Consider the following 23,977-nt stretch of genomic DNA (forward strand, 5'->3'; position numbering starts at 1 on the left):
AAATGTTTTATGATACACTAAGAAGACGAAAGAGCGGAAAAGGATGTGGCAAAATGAGTTTGCAATTTATTCGCGGAACAGCAGCGATGGATCTAGAAGAGGCACTTTTACAGGCTTCGGTAAAATGGTTAGCAGAAGATGATAAAAATGAAGTGTTTTATTTAGTTCCAAACCATATGAAGTTTGAACAAGAAATCCGTGCGTTAAAACGAATCAAAGCTATCGAAGGCGATCAAAAAGACTCAGTTGCAACAATGCGGCTGCAGGTATTTAGCTTTTATCGCTTGGCTTGGTATTATTTACAGAATACGCAATATTACAGTTCAGAGGTTATCACAGAAGCAGGCGCTGCGATGATTTTTAGGAAGATATTATCTGAAAACGAAGGCGCACTAAAGGTTTTTCGAGGAGAAATTAATAAAGCTGGGTTTATCCAACAGCTGTTTGAACTTTATCAAGAGATGAAGGACGGAAATATCGAGATCGAGCAATTAACAGATTTTTTAACTGGATCAGATTTAGCTGGGAAGGAACAAGATCTACAGCTGAAAATCAAGGATATTCAATTGATCTTTTCACGTTTCGAAGAAACTATGATTCAATACGGAATCAAGTCTGCGCAAATCATCAATTATTTGACTGATTATTTAGAGACGAAAAACCTGAAAAATGTACTCTTTGTGATCACTGGCTACCATCATTTTTCAGCTAGAGAGTTGAAGTTGATTGAAGTGTTGCTGCGACAAGGCGGAGAAGTAAAAATTTCTTTGGTCTTAGATAAAAAATACCCGGTAGAAGTACCATCATTGATGAATCTATTTTATGAAACGGGCGCTACCTACCAACAATTATATCAACTTGCTCGACATTCGTCTGTGGCCGTTTTACCGGATATTGTTGAAAATAGTCGTGCTTTGGTGACGGAGGGTGTCCTTCAGGATCTGGGTGATTATTGGGTCACAGCACAAGAAGGTGGAGCTAATAAGCAAAGACTCAAAACAGATAACACTCATCTGCAGCTTTGGCGTGCTGAAACCACAAAAGAAGAAATCAGTTATATAGCGAAAGAAATCCGAAAATTAGTGGCAGAAAAACATTATCGCTATAAAGATATTCAAATCTTAACACGTGACTTGGATAGCTATGAGACAATAATAGAACCGCTGTTTACGTTGAATGAGATTCCAATCTATTTAGATCGTGACATGGCGATGGAACAACATCCACTAGTAGAATTTATCCAATCTTTGTTTGCTATTCAGTCATATCGTTATCGCTACCGTGATGTTTTACGCTTTTTACGTACAGAATTATTTTTTCCGATAGCAGATCAGATTTCCAATGAAGAATGGCAACTGCAACGAGATGAATGGCGTCGAAAAATCGATCTTACTGAGAATGTCGTCTTAGCTTATGGCTATGAAGGATACCATTGGGAACAGGATAAAGACTGGCATTTTATCCGCTATGACTTTGAAACGGATCAGCAGGATGATACGGAACAAATCGAAAAAGATTCAAATCTCGTCCGCAAGTTCGTTCAGCAAACAATCCCAGTTTTTTTCAAAAATATCCAAACTGCTGCAACAGGAATTGAGGCAGCTGACTATTTTTATCGCTTTTTAGTCAATAACGGTGTGGAAAAGCAGTTGATGATGTGGCGGAATCAAGCAATCGAACAAGGAGAATTAGAAGCTGCCAGAAACCATGAGCAAACATGGTCTGCCTTGATGACATTGATGGATGAATATGTCACCATTTATGGAAATGATGTATTTGATTTAGCAACATTTGAAGCTGTTTTTTCAAGCGGCTTGGAAGGCTTGCGTTATAACAAAGTTCCTACAGCGATTGATCAGGTTCAAGTAAGATCGGTGGATCTGGCTCGTCCTGGTCAAGCAAAAGTTGTCTTTGCAATTGGTTTAACGGATCAAGTCTTACCTCAAAAAATGGACAATAAAACCTTGCTTTCAGATGAAGAACGTCAAATGATGAGTGAATGCTTGGAAGAAGGACAATATTTACTTAATGACACCCGAAAAAATATTGCTAAAGAGCCATTCATCGCCTATATTATGTTCAATTCAGCAACAGAAAGATTGTATTTAACTTATCCTAGCGTTAAAGATACAGTCAAAGATGTTAAGATGTCTCCTTATTTGGTAAATATTCAAAAGGATTTGAACTTGCCAATCGTCCAAAAAGCCAGTTTGACTATTCTCGATGACGAACATGAAAGTTTAGAGCATATAGGGACTTACCGAACGTTGATCAGTGATTTAACGAATTTAAAACGACAAAAAAAGGAATCGCAAGAAGGCATTTTACCTTTTTGGCTAGCTATGGAACGCGAGCTGATGAAACAAGAGCTGGGTGAATTAGCACAACATGTTTTTGAAAGCTTGTCTCATAAAAATATTCCGGAAAATTTGGAGCAGCAATTAGCTGAAAATCTATATAGCAAACAAATCTACACCTCTGTTTCTCGTATGGAAAGCTTTTATCGTTGTCAATATCAGTATTTTTCTCGTTTCGGACTAGGTTTAAAAGAGCGTGATGTCTTTGGCCTATCACCGGCTGCGACTGGTGATTTTTTCCATGAAGCGCTGGATCAGTTCTTTAAGTTGTTGATTATGCAGAATAAACAGTTAGTAGAACTAACCGATCAGGAAGTAGGAGAATTTACTGAGCAAATCTTGAATGCCGTGTTTGGTGAAATCAAGTTTTCAATTTTAGATTCTTCAAGTCGAATGAATTATATCCGCTATCAATTAGGACAAACGATTAAAAAAGTCAGCTGGGCTCTAAAACGGCAAAGTGAGCGTAGCGGCATGACGACTATCCAGACTGAAGTTTTGTTTGGTCAGCTTGCCAGCCAAAAGGGGATCAAAGGCTTGGAGTTACCACTGGAAAATGGTGGTAAAGTCAGTGTTCGTGGGAAAATTGACAGATTAGACCAATTAGTTACACCAGATGCTCTTTATTTAGGTGTTGTTGATTATAAATCCAGTCATAAAAAATTTAATATCACAGAAGCGTATTATGGTTTGGCGATGCAGATGCTGACATATCTTGATGTAGCATTAATGGATGCGGTAAATCTAGTTGGTCGCGCGGCAAAACCTGCTGGCTCACTTTACCTGCATGTGCATAATCCAATTCTTCCTTATGAGCAAGAAGAGAAAAAAGAACAGCTATTAATGAAGAAGTTCCAATTTGACGGACTATTATTAAATGATCCTGTGCTGTTGGAAAATCTTGACAAAGGCCTGATGCCTAAGCAAAGTTCATTGCTGTATCCAATCGAGCAGTCAGCTAAAGAGCTCATTAAACCAGGACGCCGACAAGAGGATAAATTTGTGACAGAACCAGAGCTAGACGCATTATTGACTCATAATCGCAGTAAATTTATCGAAGCGGGCAATAAGATCACTAGTGGTGAGATCGATTTAAATCCAGCTTATCAAGGAAAAGAACGTATTGCTTGCCGCTTCTGTCCGTTTAGAAGCGTTTGTAATTTTGATGTGATGTTAAAAGAAAATAATTATAACCGCATTGAAACATTATCTAAAAATGAAGTCATGGAGCGTTTGATGTTAGATGAGCAGGAAGGAGGAATGAACGATGAGTAAAATGATTCCCTTACGTCCAGAAAATGAACAATTTACTGACAATCAATGGCAGGCCGTATTTGATGGAGACGAAAATATTTTGGTGTCTGCTTCTGCAGGTTCTGGAAAAACAACAGTTCTTGTTCGACGAGTGATCGAGAAGCTAAAGAGCGGTACGGACATCGATCGACTTTTGATCGTGACGTATACGGAAGCTGCTGCCAAAGAAATGAAAGAACGGATTCAGATCGCTTTACAAAAGGCAATCACCAGTGAAAGTGATCCAGACAAAAAACAGCATTTTGTTCGTCAGTTGACGTTGCTTCCTACAGCGAATATCAGTACATTACATGCTTTTTGCTTAACGGTGATCCGTCGGTTCTATTATTTGATTGATATGGACCCTGTGTTTCGTTTGTTAACAGATGAAACAGAGATGCTTTTACTGAAAGAAGATGTCTGGGATGAATTGAGAGAAAGGTTTTATGAAGAAGATCGTGAATCTTTTTATCAATTAACAGGTAACTTTTCGAATGACCGTAGTGATGATGGGCTGACTCGGCTGATTTTTTCACTTTATGAATTTGCTAAAGCGAATCCTGATCCAGAGGAATGGTTGACACATTTGGCAGATAGTTACCGAGTGACAGGAAGATTGGGAGATTCTCGGTTGTTTCAAGAGTTCTTAAAACCACAAATCATGGAGACGTTACTTCGCTGTGTTGATCGTTATGAAGAAATGATTCAATTAACTGAGGGAGAAGAAAAGCTTGAAAAAATCGCTGCCCTTGCTCGTAATGAAAAAGACTTTGTTGAAACATTCAGCAGTCAATTAGCAGATAATGATTTAGAATCTGGTTACGACATTTCAACAACGGTTAATTTTGAGCGTTATCCCACTGTTCGTGTGGAAGAACTTAAGGGAATTGCTGCTGTAGCTAAAGGATTACGTGAGCAGAATAAAAAAGCAATCACCACAGTTATTGCTGATCTGTTTACCTTATCCCCAGAACAAATGAAAGAAATAATGAATCAAGCTGCACCAGTGGTTGAGGAAATGGCGACTGTTGGACAAGCGTTCATTGAAGAATACAGTAGCCAAAAATTAAAAAAAGGTCTAGTTGATTTTAATGATTTAGAGCATTTCACCTTAGCGATTTTAGCAAAAAAGGAAGCGGACGACTGGACTGCTAGTGAGGCATCAAATTATTATCGTGATAAATTTGATGAAGTGCTGGTTGATGAATATCAGGATATCAATCGTTTGCAGGAAACAATTTTATATTGGCTTAGACGCCCAACAGCTGAGGCTGGTAATTTATTCATGGTTGGTGATGTGAAACAATCGATCTATTCGTTTCGTCTAGCGGATCCAACTCTATTTATTGAAAAATACAATCAATATGGACAAAACCAAGATGGAAAAAGAATTGTTTTAGCAGAAAATTTCCGTTCACGTAAAAATGTTTTAGACTTTACTAATTTGGTTTTTGAACAGTTGATGGATGAGCGTGTGGGACAGATTGCTTATGATGATGCGGCACGCTTGGTGCACGGCTTTGACCAGTTTGAAGAAGCACAGAATTATGATACAGAAGTATTGATTTACGAAAAAAAGGTAAAGTCTGATGAACAACCAATCATTACAGACGACAGTCAACTGATTTTAGAAGATAAAACAGAAGGCGAGCTTCACATGACAGCCTTGAAAATCAGAGAATTAATTGATCAAGAATTTTTGATCTATGATAAGGCCACTAAAGCAAATCGTCCTGTCACGTATAAAGACATCGTTTTATTAACACCAACAAAGAAAAATAACCTAACGATTCTAGAGATATTTAAAACGGCTGGGATTCCGATTCAAGTCAATGATGCGCAAAACTATTTTCAAGCGACTGAGATACAGACGATGGTCTCACTTTTGCAGATCATCGATAATCCGTATCAAGATATTCCTTTAGCAGCAGTATTACGTTCACCAATCGTTGGTTTAAAGGAAAATGAATTAGTTGAGATTCGTTTAGCTGCTAAAAAAAGTACCTACTATGATGCTTTTTTAGCCTTTAACCATCAAGAAGAGGTGAATAAAGAGCAAAAAGCATTACAGTCAAAAACACTTGCGTTTGCCCAATTGTTAGCAAAATGGCGGGAATTAGCGCGGCGTAATCAGCTTGCTTCATTGATTTGGACGATTTATCAGGATACAGCCTATTTGGATTATGTTGGCGGACTGCCTGCCGGAAAGCAGCGCCAGGCGAACTTATATGCTTTAGTTGAACGCGCAGCGGCATATGAGCAAACGAGCTTTCGTGGTCTGTTTCAATTTGTTCGTTTCATTGAAAAAATGCAGGAGAAAGACAAAGACTTAGCGGAACCTGTCATATTGAGTGAAGAAAATGCAGTCAGAGTAATGACGATCCATGCCAGTAAAGGACTAGAGTTTCCAATCGTTTTCATTTTAGATATGACCAAAGAATTTAATCTAGGTGATCTGAATGAACGTTATATTTTTGACGATCGACTGGGTGTTGGTATCCGTTATTTAGATCAAACAGAACGTATGTTGTATGACACTTTACCATTTTTAGCGATCAAACAGGCCAAATTGAAAAAGCTATTGTCTGAAGAAATGCGAAAACTATACGTGGCATTAACAAGAGCTGAACAAAAATTATTCTTGGTCGGCTCATATAACGATCAGGCAGCTCTCTGGAAAGAGTGGCTAAAAGTCGGAGATGTACGAACCAAAGTATTGCCAAGTGAAAACCGACTACAAGGTAAAAGTAGCTTGATGAACTGGGTGGGAATGAGCTTGATTCGTCATCAAAGCATGTCTGAATTTCAATCAGAAACACCTACGGAAACTGTTGCCGAAATTACTACTCACCCTGCAGATTTTACAATGGCGTTTATGACCGAAGCAGAAATTCAAGAACAATTTGCGGCGCTTCAATTTATCGACACAAGTGTTCAAACGAATAAACCGATTAGTGCAAGTGATCCAGCTATCATAAAACAAGCACTTCATCGTTTAGATTATATCTATCCGTATCAACTATCGACACAAACAACAAATTACCAATCGGTTTCTGAGATAAAACGAGTTTTCGAAGATCCAGACAACAAAGAAATAGCTAAAATCGAAGTCAGTGAGAAAAATACGTTTCAGCCTGAGCCACTGATCGTTCATCGAATGACTGAAGGAGAGTTAGGCAGACCCAAATTTATAGAAACTATTCGTCAAGCTTCTTCTGTTGAGATCGGAACGGCTACGCACTATCTCTTACAGCTATTAGATTTGGAAAAAGAACCGACAAGAACTTCGCTTGAACAGTTACTAGAAGAATTGACAAAAACAAAAATCATTCAAGAAAATGTAGCAAAAGAAATTGATCTTGATCGAATCTTAGCCTTTTATCAAACGAGCCTAGGGAAAAAAATGTTGAATGAAGCTAAAAATGTTGTTCGTGAACAACCATTTTCTATGCTGCTGCCAGCAGAGGAATTGATCAAGGATTATCCGCAAAAAACGGATGATGATCTGCTGATTCACGGAATGATCGACGGATATATCGAACAAGAAGATTCTTGTATTTTGTATGATTATAAAACTGATTTTGTTAAAAATGTCCAAGATCCAGCAGAAATTAAAACAATTATTCAACGCTATAAAGGTCAGCTGAATTTGTACCGCAAAGCCTTGATGCAGGCAACAAACAAACCAATAAGTCAAGTATTTTTAGTGTTATTAGCTGCTGGCGTCATTATTGACCTTGACAAAGAAGAAGTTATTGAAAAAATCGATGAGAAATAAAGCAGATGTACTTACAAATTGTAAGTTGTGTGCTATACTCATGTCACGAGGTGAGGAAAATGGAGCAAGTAAAAACGACCGAATTTTCACTATGTCCCAAGTTTGAAAAAGCCTTTGCGATTTTAGGGAAAAAATGGAATGGTTTGATCATTGACGTTTTACTGGAAAATGGTCCACAACGATTTGGTGAACTGCGCCAAAAAATTCCTGAATTGAGCGATCGAGTTCTAGTCGAAAGATTAAAAGAACTAGAAGGAGAAGGCGTTATTTCAAAAGCCGTTCGATGTGATGAAAGCAGCCGCTTAGAATATTTCCTTACAGACAAAGGTAAGGACTTGCAGCAAGCCATGGAGCAAATTCAACAATGGGCAGAAAAATGGGTCACAGCTGAAGAATGCAGTTGACCTATCGGAAAACTTCTTGTAAACTGTACTCAATTGGATAAATTTAACGTTGATGGAAAAGAGTAGTTTGGCTGATATGTTCCAGGGAGAATCTGTCTTAGACTGAAAACAGATTACATTATCGAAAAATGAAGTTCACTTCCGGAGTTTGTCTGCTCCAAAAAGCAGACCGGTGAAAGCCGTTATTAAAATTGAGTGCATGGCTTTTTGTCATGAAGTAGGATGGTAACACGATAGCTCGTTCCTTAGTAAAGGAGCGGGCTATCGTTTTTTAGTTTTACGAATAAATGAAAACTCAACCAATCAATCAAACGAAAGAAAGGAATAGAAGAAATGACATTGAAGGCTCAGTTAGAAGCATTAAGAGATGACACATTAACCAAGATTCAACAAGTTGCTGATCTTAGTGCCTTGAATCAAATCAGAGTGGAAACACTAGGAAAAAAAGGACCGATCACAGAAGTATTGAGAGGAATGAAAGATTTATCGGCAGAAGAGCGACCAGTTGTAGGAAGCTTTGCCAATGAGATTCGTGATTTGCTAACAGAGGCTGTTGAATCACGGAAAGAAGTTCTGGAAGCTGCTGCTTTGAATGCTGCTCTTGAACAAGAAACGATCGATGTTACCCTTCCCGGTAAACAACACACACATGGCACACGTCATGTTTTATCTCAAGTAATGGAAGAAATCGAAGATATTTTTATCGGTATGGGCTATCAAATCGTTGAAGGCTATGAAGTGGAATCAGATCATTATAATTTTGAACGGATGAATTTACCTAAAGACCATCCAGCACGTGATATGCAGGACACTTTTTATATTACAGATGAAACGTTGATTCGTACACATACGTCACCAGTTCAGGCACGTACTATGGAAAAACATGATTTCTCAAAAGGTGCACTGCGTATGATTTCTCCCGGAAAAGTTTTCCGTAGAGATACAGACGATGCCACACACAGTCACCAGTTCCATCAAATCGAAGGTCTTGTCATTGATAAAAACATCACGATGGGCGATCTTAAAGGAACACTAGAAGTAGTTATGAAAAAAATGTTTGGTGCAGATCGTAGTATTCGTTTACGCCCAAGCTACTTCCCATTTACTGAACCTTCAGTTGAGGTGGATGTCAGCTGTTTCAAATGCGGCGGTGCAGGTTGTAATGTATGTAAGCATACTGGCTGGATTGAAATTTTGGGTGCCGGCATGGTTCATCCGGATGTGCTGAAAATGTCTGGCATCGATCCAGATGAATACACTGGTTTTGCTTTTGGAATGGGACCAGATCGTGTAGCTATGCTGCGTTATGGTGTAAATGATATCCGTAATTTCTATCAAAATGATTTGCGTTTCTTAAATCAATTTAAGGTAAAGGAGTAATCGACGATGTTAGTTTCTTATAAATGGTTAAGTGAATATTTAGATCTTTCCAAGATTTCTGCCAAAGAATTATCAGACCAAATGTCTTTAACAGGGATCGAAGTTGAAGGAGTAGAAGTACCGCAAGAAGGCTTGAAAAAAATAGTTGTCGGTGAGGTTAAAGAATGCATTCCTCATCCTGATTCAGATCACTTATCAATTTGCCAAGTGGATATAGGCGAAGAAGAACTGTCTCAAATCGTTTGTGGTGCACCCAATGTAAAAGCAGGGATCAAGGTCATCGTTGCTTTACCTGGCTCTCGAATCACAGGAAACCAAAAAATCAAAAAAGGGAAGATGAGAGGCGAAGTCTCAAACGGAATGATCTGTTCGCTTCAAGAACTGGGCTATTCAGACAATGTAATCCCTAAAGCCTACGCTGATGGAATTTATTATATGCCTCAAGATGCAGTGAACGGCAGTGATGTTTTTTCTTATTTAGATATGGATGACTCCATCATTGAGTTATCGATCACACCTAATCGTGCCGATGCATTAAGTATGCGTGGTGTAGCCTATGAAGTTGGAGCAATCTATCGTCAGACGCCAACATTTAACGATGAGCCTTTAAAAGAAGATTCAACCGAATCGGCTTCTGATTATATCGATGTTGAAGTCAAGGATACAACCGATACACCTGCGTATCAGATTAGAATCATCAAAGATGTAACGATTGCGGAAAGTCCTCTTTGGCTGCAAAACCGTTTAATGAATGAAGGGATTCGTCCAATCAATAATGTTGTGGATGTAACCAATTATATTCTGTTGCTGTTCGGTCAGCCACTGCATGCATTTGACTACGATAAATTAGCGAGTAAAAAGATCCTTGTGAGACGCGGAAATGCTGGGGAAGAACTAGTAACATTAGATGGTGAAAAAAGAGAACTGTCAAACGAAAATATCGTTATTACAAACGGAAAGAGTCCGGTGGCGCTTGCTGGTGTAATGGGCGGCGCAGATTCAGAGATTACAGATGGTACAACAACTGTTGCGCTGGAAGCTGCTTTGTTCGATGCTGTATCTATTCGTAAAACGTCTAAAGAATTTAACTTGCGTAGCGAATCATCTAGCCGTTTCGAAAAAGGAATCAATCAAGCAACGATCGGCCAAGCAGGAGATGTTGCGGCTGCGATGATCGCAAAATTGGCTGGTGGAACTGTTGTTTCTGGTACGGCTGTTGGTTCTGAAGTTAAACTTGATGAAATCACAGTCAGTGTAACACTTTCAAGAATCAATAAATATTTAGGAACCTCGTTAGATTTAGCAACGGTCAATGAAATTTTTGAAACATTAGGATTTGAGTACACAGTAGACGATGAAACATACGGAGTAACTGTTCCGCCAAGACGCTGGGATATCACGATCGAAGCTGATTTGATTGAAGAAGTTGCACGGATTTATGGTTATGACAATCTTCCTTCAACCTTACCGAAAGGTGAAACCGTTGCTGGCAGCTTAACTAGCGGTCAACAGCTGGTACGTAAAATCAAAGGTCTATTAGAAGGATGCGGATTAAGTGAAGCAATTAGTTACGCGTTGACGACCGAGAATAAATCCAGTCAGTTTATGATGAGAAAAAGTCAGCCAACACGCTTACAATGGCCGATGAGTGAAGAACGTTCGGTCTTGAGAATGAACTTAGTTTCAGGATTGCTTGATGATGTTGCCTATAATACGGCACGGAAAAATACCAATATCGGCCTTTACGAAATCGGACGAGTATTTTACCGAAATGAAGAAGAAGCACAAGAGCTTCCATACGAAGAAAATCATTTAGCAGTTGCTCTATCAGGTAATCAAACGGTTAAGGATTGGCAAACAAAAGAAGTTCCAGTTGATTTTTACACAATTAAAGGAATGTTGGAAGTAATGTTTGATTCAATTGGTCTTGCTGATTCGATCAGCTATGAAGCGGTCGATGATTATGCTGAATTACATCCGGGACGTACTGCAAAAGTAAAATTGAACGAAACAGTCATTGGTTTCATTGGGCAAGTTCATCCTTCGATTGCAAAAGAGTATGACATTCCAGAAACATATGTTGCTGAATTGAATGTAAAGGCGCTAGTTGAAGCAAATACGCATTCCTTTGTCTATCAACCTGTAACTAAATTCCCAGCAATTTCCAGAGATATTGCCTTATTAGTAGATGAAACAGTCACAAATCAAGAGCTAGTCGAAGTGATTACTGAAAATGCCGGAAAATACTTGCAGTCTGTCCATTTATTCGATGTATATCAAGGTGCAAATATTGCTGATGATAAAAAATCGATGGCGTACAGCTTGACGTTTGTTAATGCTGAAGCGACATTAGTGGATGAAGAAATCAATAAATCTCTAGCAAAAGTTGAAAAAGCTTTAATTGAAGCATTCAATGTAACGATTAGATAATTAGTGATTGAGATGCAGTGTAGTAAGTATTGTTCTACATGTGCGCATAGTTCGCTGTGTTTCACAACAATGTCAGTTTCTTTTTCTGAAGGCGGTGCTTTTTTAACACTGTTTATTCAAATTTTAAAGGACCATGATATAACCTTTAGGGTTATATCATGGTCCTTATAATTTACAACTATTTCACTAACGGTTTTTCTATTCGTTTTAAACCCAGTTTCTTGATAACCATCGAGAAAATTGAGAGATGACAAAATTGATTACGAAATACATCAGTGCTACAAGCCCATAAATCATGAATACTTGTTCAGTTTGAGCGTATCGTCCCATCAAGATATATGATTTTCCGAATAGCTCCTGCAAGGCAATTACGGAATACAAGAAACTTGTATCTTTGATCACTGTGACAAATTGTGACACGATCGCAGGAAGGACATTTCGGATTGCTTGAGGTAAGACGATGTGCAAAATGATCTGAAAATTACTAAAACCTTGCGAACGGGCAGCTTCTTTTTGACCTTTGTCTACACCATTTAAACCACCACGAATGATCTCTGCCAGTGCAGCTGTGGTAAAAACAGTAAAACTAACGATGCCGGCAGGTGTAGATTTGATTTTGAAAATCAGAAAAATTACGTAGATCCAAAGTAAATTAGGGATATTGCGGACGATTTCGATATAAAGGCTTGCTAAAAATTTAAAAGGTCCTTTTTTCTGATTTCTTAGCACAGCTAAAATAGTACCAAAGATCGTACTTAAGACAATAGCGACAAAAGAAATATACAGAGTAAGCTTCAAGCCATCGAATAAGAAACGCAAATTATTCCCTGTCAAAAGTTGACTCATTTGTTCTGAAAAAGACATGTTTGCATCCTCCTATCTGGTATAAGCTTTCTTGTTGTTTTCTTCGAGTCGCCGAGCTAATTTAGCTAAGGGGAAACAAAGGATAAAGTACAAAAATCCTGCTACAGCAAAAGCTGGAATGTAATTTAAATTAATAGATGACCAGCTGTTTGCAGTGAACATCACATCAGCGCCAGAAATAATGGCAACGGTCGACGTGTTTTTAATCAAGTTGACCACCTGATTGGTCAAAGGCGGCAACATGATGCGCCAAGCTTGAGGTAATACAACGTAACGCATGGTTTCACCATAGGAAAAACCTTGAGAATAGGCTGCTTCGAACTGACCTTTTGGAACGGCGCCAATACCAGAACGAACAACTTCTGAGATATAGGCACCATGATAAAGACCAACACAAAGAATCGCAATAAACGTTGTTGGAAAAGTTAGCGCTGGACTGATCAGTGGAAAACCGTAATAAACAACAATAAATTGAATCAATAAAGGTGTATTTTGAAAGAATTCAACGTAAATTCTGCTGAATATTTTTGGTAATTTAGTGTGCATAGAAGATAAACTACCAAAAATAATTCCAAGAATCATGGCAACGAGCAAAGACCCGATTGCCAAAAGAATCGTGTATATAAAGGCATTACCAAACAGTTTCCAGTCCTTAAGCAACGCTTCCCAACGATAAAGAGCAAAAGGACCAGCATTTAATATAATCAACATCTATTTCCCTCCCGGTTCCAGAAAAGCTAAATAAAATCGATTAGGGATTTAGTTTAGATTCCATGTTTTGTAGATTTTTTCTAAAGTTCCATCTTTTTCCCATTTTTCAATAGATTCGTCTAAGAAATCACTTAATTCTGTATTGGTTTTTTTAGTAGCAATTCCGTATTCTTGAGGCGAGAAACCATCTTTAAGAATTTCGGTGTTGTCGTCAACATAGCCAGTCAGAATTGATTTATCCACTGAAAACGCATCGATTCGTTTAGAAGTCAGTGCTGTTTTTAATTCTGGATATGAGCCAAGTTCTTGGTATTTAAAGGTAACACCAAGTTCTTGTGCTTGTTTTTCGATGGCTTCTTTAGTTGTTGCAGATTGAACCACGCCAATCGTTTTGCCATCTAAACTTTTTGTATCTGTAAAATTATCTGCTTTTCTTACAAGGAAACCAACTTCATCTTTATAGTAAGGAGTGGTGAAGTTGTATGTTTCTTTTCGTTCATCTGTGATTGTAAAAGTTGCAATCACCATATCTAACTCACCATTATCCAATAAAGGACCGCGTGTTTTTGCGGTAACACCGACAAATTCAACATTTTCTTCGCTTCCTGTTAATTCTTTCGCAATTAAACGAGCAATATCAGGTTCCATCCCTTCATTTTTATTGGTATCAGGATTCATATAGCCAAAATTAGGAACATCTTCTTTTACCCCAACTTTGATAACACCTGCGTCTTTGATTTTTTGTAAATCAGTCGTACCTTTGCTGGATGAATCAGCGGAACCTTGATCATTGCCGCTGCCGCAGCCAACAAAAACACCGAGTAGTAAAGCGAGAGAAAGGGCACCTACGATTTTTTTCATCTTTTTCATATTTTAGTTCCTCCTAGTTTTTAATAGTTAGTTATGAATGATCTTACTCAAAAATTCTTTGGCTCGTTCATTTTGGGTGTTTGTAAAGAAATGTTCTGGTGTTCCAGTTTCGATGATTTGACCGTCGTCCATGAAAATCACTTGATCGGCTACTTGACGGGCAAAGCCCATTTCATGGGTCACACAAATCATGGTAATATTTTGCTTGGACAAATCGATCATGACATCAAGAACTTCTTGGATCATTTCTGGATCTAAGGCTGAAGTGGGTTCATCAAATAAAATAATCTCTGGATGCATGTTTAAAGCTCGAGCGATAGCGACACGCTGTTGTTGTCCTCCTGAAAGTTGAGAAGGATAGGCGTGTGCTTTGTCTGCAAGTCCGACACGTTCTAAATACTCCATTCCAGTTTTAGTCGCTTCTTCTTTGCTAACTCCTTTAACTTTGATTGGGGCAAGAGTTAAATTTTGGATAATCGTTTTGTGTGCATAAAGATTGAAATTTTGAAATACCATGGCTACTTTTTGACGCACTTCCTGTACAGGAGCTTTTGGTTCAGTTATATCGATACCGTCAACAAAAATATGTCCATCACTCACTTTTTCTAAGCGGTTGATGCAGCGGATCAATGTACTTTTACCTGATCCGGAAGGACCGATGATAACGATCTTTTCTCCTTCGTTGACATTTAATGAGACATCTTTCAAAACATGATGTTCTCCAAAAAACTTATTGACATGTTCCAACGAAATCATAGTTAATCTCCTTTATGTATAGATTTGTCACATGAATATCGAGTGATCATAATGAGAGATAGTAAAAGAAAATGTGCAAAGATGAATAAAACTAATTTACTGACATTAGTAAGAAAACGGTTAATCCGCTTGTTAATAGGGATAGTGACAGATAACTTCTAATGTAATATTCTCTTTATAAAAACATTTTTCCTTTATATCTAATCTAATAATCATAATTCTATTCATTTGTTAATGTTATAAATTGTAACATATGAAAAAAGAGATTACCAGTTTTTTTTCTAAAGATCATATGAAATTCAATAAAAAGAAGATACAAGAATGATATAATAGGAGGAGTGTAGGAATAAAACTTGAAATAAAGAGCTAAAAAGTAGAAAATAGGGATAATGAAATATACAGTAAAGGTTTGATCAATTTGAATAATCATGAAGCGATAGGTTTTATCGATTCCGGCGTTGGCGGACTCACAGTAGTAAAAGAAGCGTTAAAGCAGCTTCCAAATGAGCGTTTAATTTATTTAGGTGATACCGCAAGATGCCCATATGGTCCAAGACCGGCTGAGCAAGTGGTTCAATTTACATGGGAAATGACCAATTTTCTGCTAGAAAAAAATATAAAGATGTTAGTGATTGCATGCAATACAGCAACAGCTGTTGCGCTTGAACAGATAAAGGCCCAGTTGGATATCCCTGTTGTTGGGGTAATATTACCGGGAACTAGAGCAGCATTGAAAGCCACGAAAAATAATCGTGTTGGAGTGATTGGTACAGCGGGAACGATCAAAAGTGGTGCTTATGAGCAGGCACTGCAAGCAAAGGCGCCAAAAACGATCGTTACGAGTTTAGCCTGTCCTAAATTTGTTCCAATTGTAGAAAGTAATGAAACACACTCTTCAGTTGCTAAAAAGGTCGTATCTGAAACCTTGAATCCTTTGCTATTAAAACAGCTAGATACTCTGATTTTAGGCTGTACACATTATCCATTATTACGTCCTTTGATCCAAAACGTTATGGGTAACCAAGTGAAATTGATCGATTCTGGAGCAGAAACGGTAAGTGAGGTCAGCATGTTGTTAGATTACTTTGATCTTGCCAATAGCCTGCAAAAAAAACAGCTATCGCATGAATTTTATACAACTGGTTCAGCAAAAATGTTTAAGGAAATTGCAGATGAATGGTTAAAGTTAGGAACACTTGATATCAATCAAATTCGTTTAGGAGGAACACATATTGAATAGACATGATGGCAGACAAGCCAAAGAATTAAGAAAAGTCACAATCGAGACAAATGTATATAAGCATCCAGAAGGTTCCGTAGTTATTTCCTTCGGTGATACGACAGTTATTTGCTCGGCAACAGTGGAAGAAAAAGTGCCGCCATTTCTGAGAGGCGAAGGCACAGGATGGGTAACAGCTGAATACAGTATGTTGCCTAGGGCAACAAATACACGTAATATTCGTGAAAGTGCAAAGGGCAAACTAACTGGCAGAACAATGGAAATTCAACGCTTGATTGGTCGTTCTTTACGAGCGGTAGTCGACTTGACCAAGCTTGGAGAGCGCAGCATCATCGTAGATTGTGATGTTGTACAAGCAGACGGAGGTACTCGTACAGCAAGTATCACTGGAGCATTTGTTGCGATGAAGCTAGCAATAGACAATTTGCTCAAAAGAGGAGAACTTAAAGAAGATCCGATCAAGGAATATTTAGCAGCAGTCAGTGCTGGGATCTTGTCAGATGGCTACTGTGTCTTGGATTTGGATTATGAGGAAGATTCAGCTGCTGCAGTAGATATGAATTTGGTAATGACAGAATCTGGAAATTTTGTTGAGCTCCAAGGAACGGGAGAAGAAGCAACTTTTTCTGGTGATGAACTAAATGCACTGCTTTTTTATGGAAAGACTGGTATTGAAGAATTGATCGCTTATCAAAAAGAAGCTTTAGCTGGACCAAATGTACCAGCAGATTATTTGGCAGAGGAAAAAACGATCGTCATCGCTACTCGTAATCCGGGGAAAGCAAAAGAATTTACTAAGATTTTTGCTGAAAAGGGCTATCAAGTAAAAACTTTACTAGATTATCCTGAACTTCCTGATGTAGAGGAGACGGGAAAGACCTTTGAAGAAAATGCTCGATTGAAAGCAGAGACGATTGCTGAGATTTTACAGCAACCTGTTTTAGCAGATGATTCTGGATTGATCGTAGATGCACTTGATGGACGTCCAGGTATTTTTTCTGCCCGATTTGCAGGCGAGCCAACCAATAATGCTGCCAATAATGCCAAACTACTTCATGAAATGACTGGTATACCATCTGAACAGCGAACAGCGACTTTCCACTGCACTCTTGTTTTTGCAGCACCTGATAAAGAAAGTTTAGTTGTTGATGGTGATTGGTCTGGAAAAATTGGTACGATTCCGCGAGGCGAAAATGGCTTTGGCTACGATCCGTTGTTTTTCGTAGAGGAAGAGCAAAAAACAGCTGCAGAACTTTCAGATGAACGAAAAAATGAAATTAGTCATAGAGGCAAAGCAGTAGCGAAACTAAAAAATCAATGGGAAAATTGGTTGAAAAAATAGGAGGTAGTCAATGAAGTATCTAGTTGTAAGTGATAACCATGGAGATCGTGACATTCTGGTCGATTTAGCTGATACCTATCGTGGAAAAGTAGATCGTATGTTTCATTGTGGTGATTCAGAATTAGAACCGACCGATGTGTTGTGGCAGGATTTTATCGTGGTCAAAGGAAACTGTGATTATGATCCAGAATTTCCAAATCAAATCGTTGAGCAAACTGAAATAGACAGAATTTTTATGACCCATGGACATTTGGCAAATGTGCGTTTTGGTTTAACGACACTTGCCATGCAGGCTGCAGAGGAATCAGCAAATATTGCGTTGTTCGGTCATACTCACGAAATTGGCTGTGAGGTACGAGCAAATATCTTATACTTGAATCCTGGAAGTATCAGTCAACCAAGAGGACCGATTCAGCTAAAATCGTATGCTATGATTGAAAGTACTGCAGATCATTATTATGTACAGTATTTTGGGCGTGATCATCAGCCGTTTAAAGAACTATCTTTTACTTTCTCTAAATAATAATACTAAAAAAAACAAGGGAACAACGTCAAAATCGTTTTGCCTTGTTTTCTTTTGCAAACATGAAGAATCTGTGCGCAAAACTTAATTTTTATTAAGAGTTATGAAAAAAGTTTGAATTTCATGACATTCGCATCTGTTTTCGGTAAAATAGTATTCGTGGCAAAGAAAATGAAATGGAGGCACTCCAATGATTGGAACTGCTGTAAAAGAATTGTTATTAGAAAAGAAAGAAACATTTTTAATACCTGCGGAAAATGTCGCAAATGTGATGTGTTTAAATCCGCTTAGTCATGCACTATTAGTGTTATCACAAGTAAAATATTCAAAAATTCCGGTTTTAGATAAAGGTGACCGTTTTGTTGGGTTGATCAGTTTATCAGATGTTGTCGATAAGATGTTTGATATTACATCTGTTGATTTTGATAAATTAAAAGAATTTACAGTTGCTGATGTGATGGAAGTCAATGTTCCTGTGATCGGTGAGCAATGGGAATTAGAAGACATTTTACATTTACTGGTGGATGCAGCATTTTTACCTGTTGTCGATGATAATCAGTGCTTTAAAGGGATCATTACACGCAAAGAACTGCTTAAGGCGATCAATCATATGGCACACGAATTAGAACGTAAGAATGTCATTTTACCGAAATCAGAAGAAGACCCAAGAGAAATAAAAGTTGTTTGATTTTTTTCCTTTTTCTGTTAAGCTAAAAATCTGTAGAATGATTAATTTACAGTTACGTTTGAAGGGAGTTAGAGGATGGACGCATACGAAATTATCAATTATATTGGCAATGCAACAAAGAAAACACCTGTAAAAGTTACGTTGAAGGGTAAATTGAAAGAGGTAACATTTCCAGACACGGTCAAAGCTTTTACTAATTGTAAAACAGGCACTTTATTCGGGGAATGGGAAGATATAAAAGCATTTTTAGAAGAGTATAAATCATTGATCGACGACTATGTTGTTGAAAATGACGCTCGCAATTCAGCGATTCCGATGCTTGATATTAAAGAAATCAACGCACGTATCGAACCAGGAGCGATCATTCGTGATCAAGTCGAAATCGGTGATCAAGCAGTAATCATGATGGGTGCAGTGATCAATATTGGTGCAGTGATCGGCGAAGGTACGATGATCGATATGGGTGCTATTTTAGGCGGACGAGCAACGGTTGGAAAACAATGTCATATTGGTGCTGGAACAGTGCTGGCGGGTGTAGTGGAACCTCCAAGTGCTCAACCTGTGATCATTGAAGACAATGTTTTGATCGGTGCTAATGCGGTTGTCCTAGAAGGCGTTCGAGTCGGTGAAGGAGCAGTTGTAGCGGCAGGAGCGATCGTTGTAGATGATGTTGCACCTTATACGGTTGTGGCTGGAGTTCCCGCTAGAAAAATCAAAGATATTGACGAAAAAACAAAAAGTAAAACAACGATGCTGGAAGAGTTACGTAAGCTGTAGTCATCCACCTGTTGATTGAGTTTATAAAAAGGTTAAGTGAGGCGTTTGAAGCTGTCTTGCTTAACCTTTTTTTGGTGTTATATTAAGCTTTCAATTATGTAAGGAAACTGTTCGCCCATTCGCTGTTTGAATACTTCGTAATTCTTTATAATCAGTTATATACAGATTGTAGGAGGAATAGTAATTATGAAGAACAAAAAAATAAAATGGGTTATTGGCGGAGTGATCATTAGTTTAGGGATCGGAGGTTATATTTTATACTCTTCTTCAAATAAAGAAACTGAGCCTAGTTATAGTGCGTTTACGTTGGAACCACTTGATCCTCTTGTATTAAAAGGAGAGGTCAAAGCGATGCAAACAGAAGATATTTTTTATGATCAAGCCTTAGGAACTGTTGCATCAATACCAGTCAAAAACGAGCAAGAAGTCAAAGCAGGAGAAGCCTTAGTGAACTATCAAAATGGTGAGGCACAAACAAGAGCGGATCAACAGCAGCGAGCAGTCAACAAGAGCAGTCTATCTGCGCAACAGGCAACTCAAAATTTAACCCGTGCTCAAACGAAATACAATGAAGCGCAAGCAGCATTGAACCAAAGTAGAGCAGAGCTGGATCGTGAAGCGGATCCCGAGAACAAAGAAACCTTAAAGAGCAAGGTTGAACAACAAAAGTCAGAATTAAGCGCTGCTAATAGTGAAGTGGTTCAAGCGCAACAAGCATTAGAACTAGCAAACACAGAGGTCAATGATGAAGCAGCTGCACTTGAATCAGAACAAGGCAAAGTTTCTACAACAGTTAATGCTACACAAGATGGAATCGCGATTGTTAATGAAGCAGGCAAAAAATCATTGGATACACCTTTAGTTCAAGTTTTGAGCAAAACAAAACAAATCAAGGGAACAGTAACAGAATATGATTTAACGAAGCTAAAGACAGGTCAAGAAGTCAGCGTTACATCAATTGGGTCTAACCAGGTGGTACAAGGTAAAATAAATAGCATCAACCAATTACCAAAAACTGGAAAAGGTGGAGAAGCTGAAATCCCAGCTTACGAATTTACAGTAGAAGGAGATTTTCCTTGGGCATACGGTTCTTCAGTTCAAGTTTCATTGCAGCAGCCACAATTGATAGTCCCTGAAAATGCGGTCATCACTGAAGGTAAACAAACCTTTGTCTATGTCTATAAAAATGGTCGAGCGAAAAAAACAGAAGTGAAATTTACAGAGGTAAATAATGCTAAGATCGTAGAATCAGGAATTTCTAAAGGAATGAAGATCATTGATAATCCCGATGAATCATTGAAAAACGATGCAGAAGTGCAGGTGGTTGAAAATGATTAAGCTAGAACATATCAATAAATATTATTCTTTAGAAGAAGAAAAACTCCATGTATTAAAAGACATTAATTTCGAAATCAAAGAAAAAGAGTTCGTTGCAGTCATGGGCCCTTCTGGTTCGGGTAAATCAACGTTGATCAACTTAATCGGCTTTATCGATAAAAAGTTCGAAGGGAAATATCTTTTTGAAGGAAAAGAGATCACTGACTTTTCAGATAAAGACCTTTCAGCTATTCGGAATCGGTCGGTTGGTTTTGTTTTTCAAAATTTCAGTTTAATCGAGAACAATACTGTTTTTGAAAATATTGAATTGCCTTTACTGTATAATGGATCGGCCTATGAAAATACCAAAGCGCGAGTTCAGGAAGTCTTAGAAAAAGTTGGTTTGGGCGATAAAGGGAATAAATACCCAAAGCAACTTTCCGGTGGACAGCAACAACGAATCGCGATTGCCAGAGCGATCGTCAACTCGCCTCGATTCATCATTGCAGACGAACCAACTGGAGCATTAGACTCAAAAACTTCCGAGGATATTATGCAGTTATTTCAAGACTTGAATCGAACGGAAGGTGCCACGATCATTTTAGTTACACATAACCCTGAAATGGTCTCTTATTGCGATCGTTTAATTCGAGTAAAAGATGGTGAAATCATTGAAGAGGAGTTGATTAAATGAAAAATATTGTTCTCTGGAAAACCGCATTAAAATCAATTCTGAAAAACAAAAAACGCAGCTTTCTTACGATGTTCGGCATCATTATTGGTATTGCATCTGTTATTACGATCGTTTCTATTGGTAATGGTTTTAAGCGGGATATGATCGATAAGATGTCGATGACGAATACAAAAGAAACAGTCAATAATCTTACCTTTAGTTATTATGATATTTCTAATGCATTAAGTGAAAAAGAAGTATTCAAAAAAAGTGATCTTGACTTGATCAAGAATATCAAGGGCGTTAAAAAGGTTGATTTTTATGAACCGAAGCAAAAGCTAAGTGAGCGTCAAGTGGAAATCTATATTCGAGGGAAAAAACTAACGAAAAATGTGGAACGTGTTGAACAAACAACAGAACCATTAGTTGCTGGTCGACAGCTTGAACCAAAAGACAGTGAGACCTTGAATAAGGTTGTTGTCATTGATGAGATTTTGGCACAAAAGCTATACGGTGACGCAAAGCAAGCAGTCGGTAAAGGGTTTGAACTAATGAATGAATTGTTCACGATTGTTGGTGTGATCGCAAACAAAAACGGAACATTATCAATGGAAAATCAGTCGGCATTGGCGTATTTTCCAATTAAAAGTTACGATCATTACTTTAAAAAAGCAGACAGTCAGTCCATTTTGAATTTGGAAGTGGAGGACAGTAGTGAAAAGGAGCGAGTTACTTCAGAAGTATTGAAACAGCTAAATTTCAATGGTAGTTTGAGAAATGTAGGAGAATATGAACAATACAATCCGAAATCAACTATCGCGGAAATGGGTAAGATTTTAGATAACTTGACGTTGTTTATTTCAGCGGTAGCAGGAATATCATTATTTATTGCAGGTGTCGGCGTGATGAATATGATGTATATCTCCGTTTCTGAACGAACCAAAGAAATCGGCATTAGGCGGGCATTAGGAGCAACTGAAAAGGATATCCGAAAACAATTCCTAGCTGAAGGACTGACGCTCACCTTACTTGGTGGTCTGATCGGTTATTTATTAGGCATGCTTTTAGGGCTGTTGACATCGATTTTTCTTCCGTTTGCTGTACGTCCAGATTTATTTACGATTTCCTTGGCAGTCGGAATTTCAGCTTTGATCGGAATTGCCTTTAGTTATATGCCAGCTTCTGCGGCTTCTAAAAAAGATTTGATCGATATAATGAAATAGAAGTAAAAAGAATAGGACAGAAGAGAGAGTGCTTCTGATTCCAGCGTTTATTCGGATTCCAAGTGAGTGGGACATGACTCGAAGAGTTATGTCCCACTCACGTTTTTTTACAAAAAATAGCAAGCTCTATGAGTGATAGATTGACAGATGTCTTTTTTTGTTGAACAATATGTCTTAAGAATAGAAAAGAGGCAGATATATATTGATTAACGACCAATTGATAGACATTCGTAGAGAATTGCACCAAATACCAGAAATCGGATTAGAAGAAGTAAAGACACAAGAGAAATTATTGGCGTATATTCGCTTGATCGATAAAGAATATGTAGAAACAAAAACTTGGCAAACTGGGATCTTAGTTTTTGTGCACGGAAAGGCTCCGAAAAAAACGATTGGCTGGCGAGCAGATATTGATGGTCTACCAATCACAGAGGAAGTGGCGTCCGATTTTCAATCGATTTATAAGGGATACATGCATGCTTGTGGTCACGATTTTCATATGACGATTGCTTTAGGCTTATTAGAGAAAATGGCCCAAGAGCAGCCTGAAAACAATTATTTGTTTCTTTTTCAGCCAGCGGAAGAAAATGAAGCTGGCGGCATGTTGATGTATGATGGCGGAGCATTCGGTGATTGGCTGCCGAATGAATTTTACGGCTTGCATGTCAATCCTGATTTACCAGTGGGAACGATTACTACCAAAGTGGGAACATTGTTTGCTGCTACTTGCGAAATACACGTTACATTGAATGGGAAAGGGGGACATGCGGCGTTTCCTCAAGATTCAAACGATATGCTAGTGGCTGGCATGAGCTTTGTTCAGCAAGCACAAACGATTGTGAGTCGCAATGTAAATCCTGTAGAAGGAGCCGTTGTAACCTTCGGAACGTTTAATGCCGGAAGTGCCACAAATGTGATAGCAGGAGAAGCTAAAATTACCGGCACGATTCGAACCTTGACTGAAGAAATGAATCAATTGACGCAAAAAAGAGTCAGAGAAATTGGCGAAGGAATTGCAAAATCGTTTAACTGTGAAGTGGACGTTTTTTTAGATCAAAAAGGCTACGTTCCGGTTATCAATGATCGAGAAACGACCGAACGATTTATGTCATTTATGGAAAAAGAGAAGGGTGTTTCTTTCTATGAAGCAGGTGTTGCAATGACAGGGGAAGATTTTGGTTATTTGTTATCAAAAGTTCCAGGCACAATGTTTTGGCTGGGCGTCGATAGTCCCTATGGGCTGCATTCTGCAAAGTTTGATCCAAAAGAAGAGGCGATTCCTTTGGCAGTAAAACATATTGCTGCATTTTTAAAATCCTTAGATAGTGAAAAATAAAAGACAAGAGCAGAA

18 protein-coding genes and 1 other annotated feature are annotated in these 23,977 nt (G+C 38.2%); of the genes, 14 read left to right on the forward strand and 4 right to left on the reverse strand.

Features of this window, described 5'->3' with window-relative positions; all coding sequences use genetic code 11:
- Positions 1–53: 53 nt before the first annotated feature.
- The 5 genes from BCR25_RS18190 (at position 54) to pheT (ending at position 11,642) form a co-directional block, all read left to right on the forward strand.
- Complete coding sequence (locus tag BCR25_RS18190) at positions 54–3,632, forward strand: PD-(D/E)XK nuclease family protein (RefSeq protein WP_069665158.1); 3,579 nt, start codon at positions 54–56, stop codon at positions 3,630–3,632.
- Entirely contained in the window at positions 3,625–7,428 is a 3,804-nt protein-coding gene (addA, locus tag BCR25_RS18195; RefSeq protein ID WP_069665035.1) for a helicase-exonuclease AddAB subunit AddA, read from the forward strand. Before BCR25_RS18190 ends, addA begins: the two co-directional genes overlap by 8 nt.
- Before the next feature lie 59 nt (positions 7,429–7,487).
- Positions 7,488–7,832, forward strand: a complete 345-nt coding sequence (locus BCR25_RS18200; RefSeq protein ID WP_069665036.1) for a winged helix-turn-helix transcriptional regulator — start codon at positions 7,488–7,490, stop codon at positions 7,830–7,832.
- Between the two features lie 40 nt (positions 7,833–7,872).
- Positions 7,873–8,081: a binding site (T-box leader), on the forward strand.
- A gap of 84 nt (positions 8,082–8,165) precedes the next feature.
- On the forward strand, positions 8,166–9,212 hold the full coding sequence (gene pheS, locus BCR25_RS18205) for a phenylalanine--tRNA ligase subunit alpha (protein WP_069665037.1): 1,047 nt from the start codon (positions 8,166–8,168) through the stop codon (positions 9,210–9,212).
- A gap of 6 nt (positions 9,213–9,218) precedes the next feature.
- Positions 9,219–11,642, forward strand: coding sequence for a phenylalanine--tRNA ligase subunit beta (gene pheT / locus BCR25_RS18210; protein ID WP_069665038.1), 2,424 nt, complete (start codon positions 9,219–9,221; stop codon positions 11,640–11,642).
- 207 nt (positions 11,643–11,849) lie between these two features.
- On the opposite strand, the gene BCR25_RS18215 is transcribed toward pheT, so the two are convergent.
- From BCR25_RS18215 to BCR25_RS18230, 4 genes are read right to left on the reverse strand one after another with little or no spacing between them, the layout of a single operon-like run.
- The gene (locus BCR25_RS18215) at positions 11,850–12,488 is read right to left on the reverse strand and encodes an amino acid ABC transporter permease (RefSeq protein WP_069665159.1); all 639 of its coding nucleotides are present in this window, start codon (positions 12,486–12,488) and stop codon (positions 11,850–11,852) included.
- Between the two features lie 30 nt (positions 12,489–12,518).
- Positions 12,519–13,217, reverse strand: coding sequence for an amino acid ABC transporter permease (locus BCR25_RS18220; RefSeq protein ID WP_069665039.1), 699 nt, complete (start codon positions 13,215–13,217; stop codon positions 12,519–12,521).
- A gap of 48 nt (positions 13,218–13,265) precedes the next feature.
- Positions 13,266–14,087, reverse strand: a complete 822-nt coding sequence (locus BCR25_RS18225) for a transporter substrate-binding domain-containing protein (RefSeq protein WP_069665040.1) — start codon at positions 14,085–14,087, stop codon at positions 13,266–13,268.
- Positions 14,088–14,114: 27 nt separating this feature from the next.
- Positions 14,115–14,843, reverse strand: coding sequence for an amino acid ABC transporter ATP-binding protein (locus BCR25_RS18230; protein WP_069665041.1), 729 nt, complete (start codon positions 14,841–14,843; stop codon positions 14,115–14,117).
- Between the two features lie 409 nt (positions 14,844–15,252).
- On the opposite strand from BCR25_RS18230, the gene racE reads away from it, so the two are divergent.
- The 9 genes from racE (at position 15,253) to BCR25_RS18275 (ending at position 23,962) form a co-directional block, all read left to right on the forward strand.
- Positions 15,253–16,083: a glutamate racemase gene (gene racE / locus BCR25_RS18235; RefSeq protein ID WP_379974907.1), complete on the forward strand. Its 831-nt coding sequence runs from the start codon at positions 15,253–15,255 to the stop codon at positions 16,081–16,083.
- Positions 16,076–17,425: a ribonuclease PH gene (gene rph / locus BCR25_RS18240; RefSeq protein ID WP_069665043.1), complete on the forward strand. Its 1,350-nt coding sequence runs from the start codon at positions 16,076–16,078 to the stop codon at positions 17,423–17,425. Before racE ends, rph begins: the two co-directional genes overlap by 8 nt.
- A 10-nt stretch (positions 17,426–17,435) precedes the next feature.
- Positions 17,436–17,948 (forward strand): metallophosphoesterase, encoded by a 513-nt coding sequence (locus BCR25_RS18245; protein WP_069665044.1) that lies wholly within the window; start codon positions 17,436–17,438, stop codon positions 17,946–17,948.
- Positions 17,949–18,138: 190 nt separating this feature from the next.
- The gene (gene cbpB, locus BCR25_RS18250; RefSeq protein WP_069665045.1) at positions 18,139–18,636 is read left to right on the forward strand and encodes a cyclic-di-AMP-binding protein CbpB; all 498 of its coding nucleotides are present in this window, start codon (positions 18,139–18,141) and stop codon (positions 18,634–18,636) included.
- Positions 18,637–18,711: 75 nt separating this feature from the next.
- Positions 18,712–19,413, forward strand: a complete 702-nt coding sequence (gene dapD, locus BCR25_RS18255; protein WP_069665046.1) for a 2,3,4,5-tetrahydropyridine-2,6-dicarboxylate N-acetyltransferase — start codon at positions 18,712–18,714, stop codon at positions 19,411–19,413.
- Between the two features lie 186 nt (positions 19,414–19,599).
- The gene (locus tag BCR25_RS18260) at positions 19,600–20,751 is read left to right on the forward strand and encodes an efflux RND transporter periplasmic adaptor subunit (RefSeq protein WP_069665047.1); all 1,152 of its coding nucleotides are present in this window, start codon (positions 19,600–19,602) and stop codon (positions 20,749–20,751) included.
- A complete protein-coding gene (locus BCR25_RS18265; protein WP_069665048.1) occupies positions 20,744–21,424 on the forward strand; it encodes an ABC transporter ATP-binding protein in 681 nt (226 codons plus the stop codon). Before BCR25_RS18260 ends, BCR25_RS18265 begins: the two co-directional genes overlap by 8 nt.
- Positions 21,421–22,626, forward strand: coding sequence for an ABC transporter permease (locus BCR25_RS18270; RefSeq protein ID WP_069665049.1), 1,206 nt, complete (start codon positions 21,421–21,423; stop codon positions 22,624–22,626). Before BCR25_RS18265 ends, BCR25_RS18270 begins: the two co-directional genes overlap by 4 nt.
- Positions 22,627–22,828: 202 nt before the next feature.
- A complete protein-coding gene (locus tag BCR25_RS18275) occupies positions 22,829–23,962 on the forward strand; it encodes an N-acetyldiaminopimelate deacetylase (RefSeq protein ID WP_069665050.1) in 1,134 nt (377 codons plus the stop codon).
- Positions 23,963–23,977: the final 15 nt, after the last annotated feature.

This window comes from Enterococcus termitis (assembly GCF_001730305.1).
Lineage (GTDB): Bacteria > Bacillota > Bacilli > Lactobacillales > Enterococcaceae > Enterococcus_L > Enterococcus_L termitis.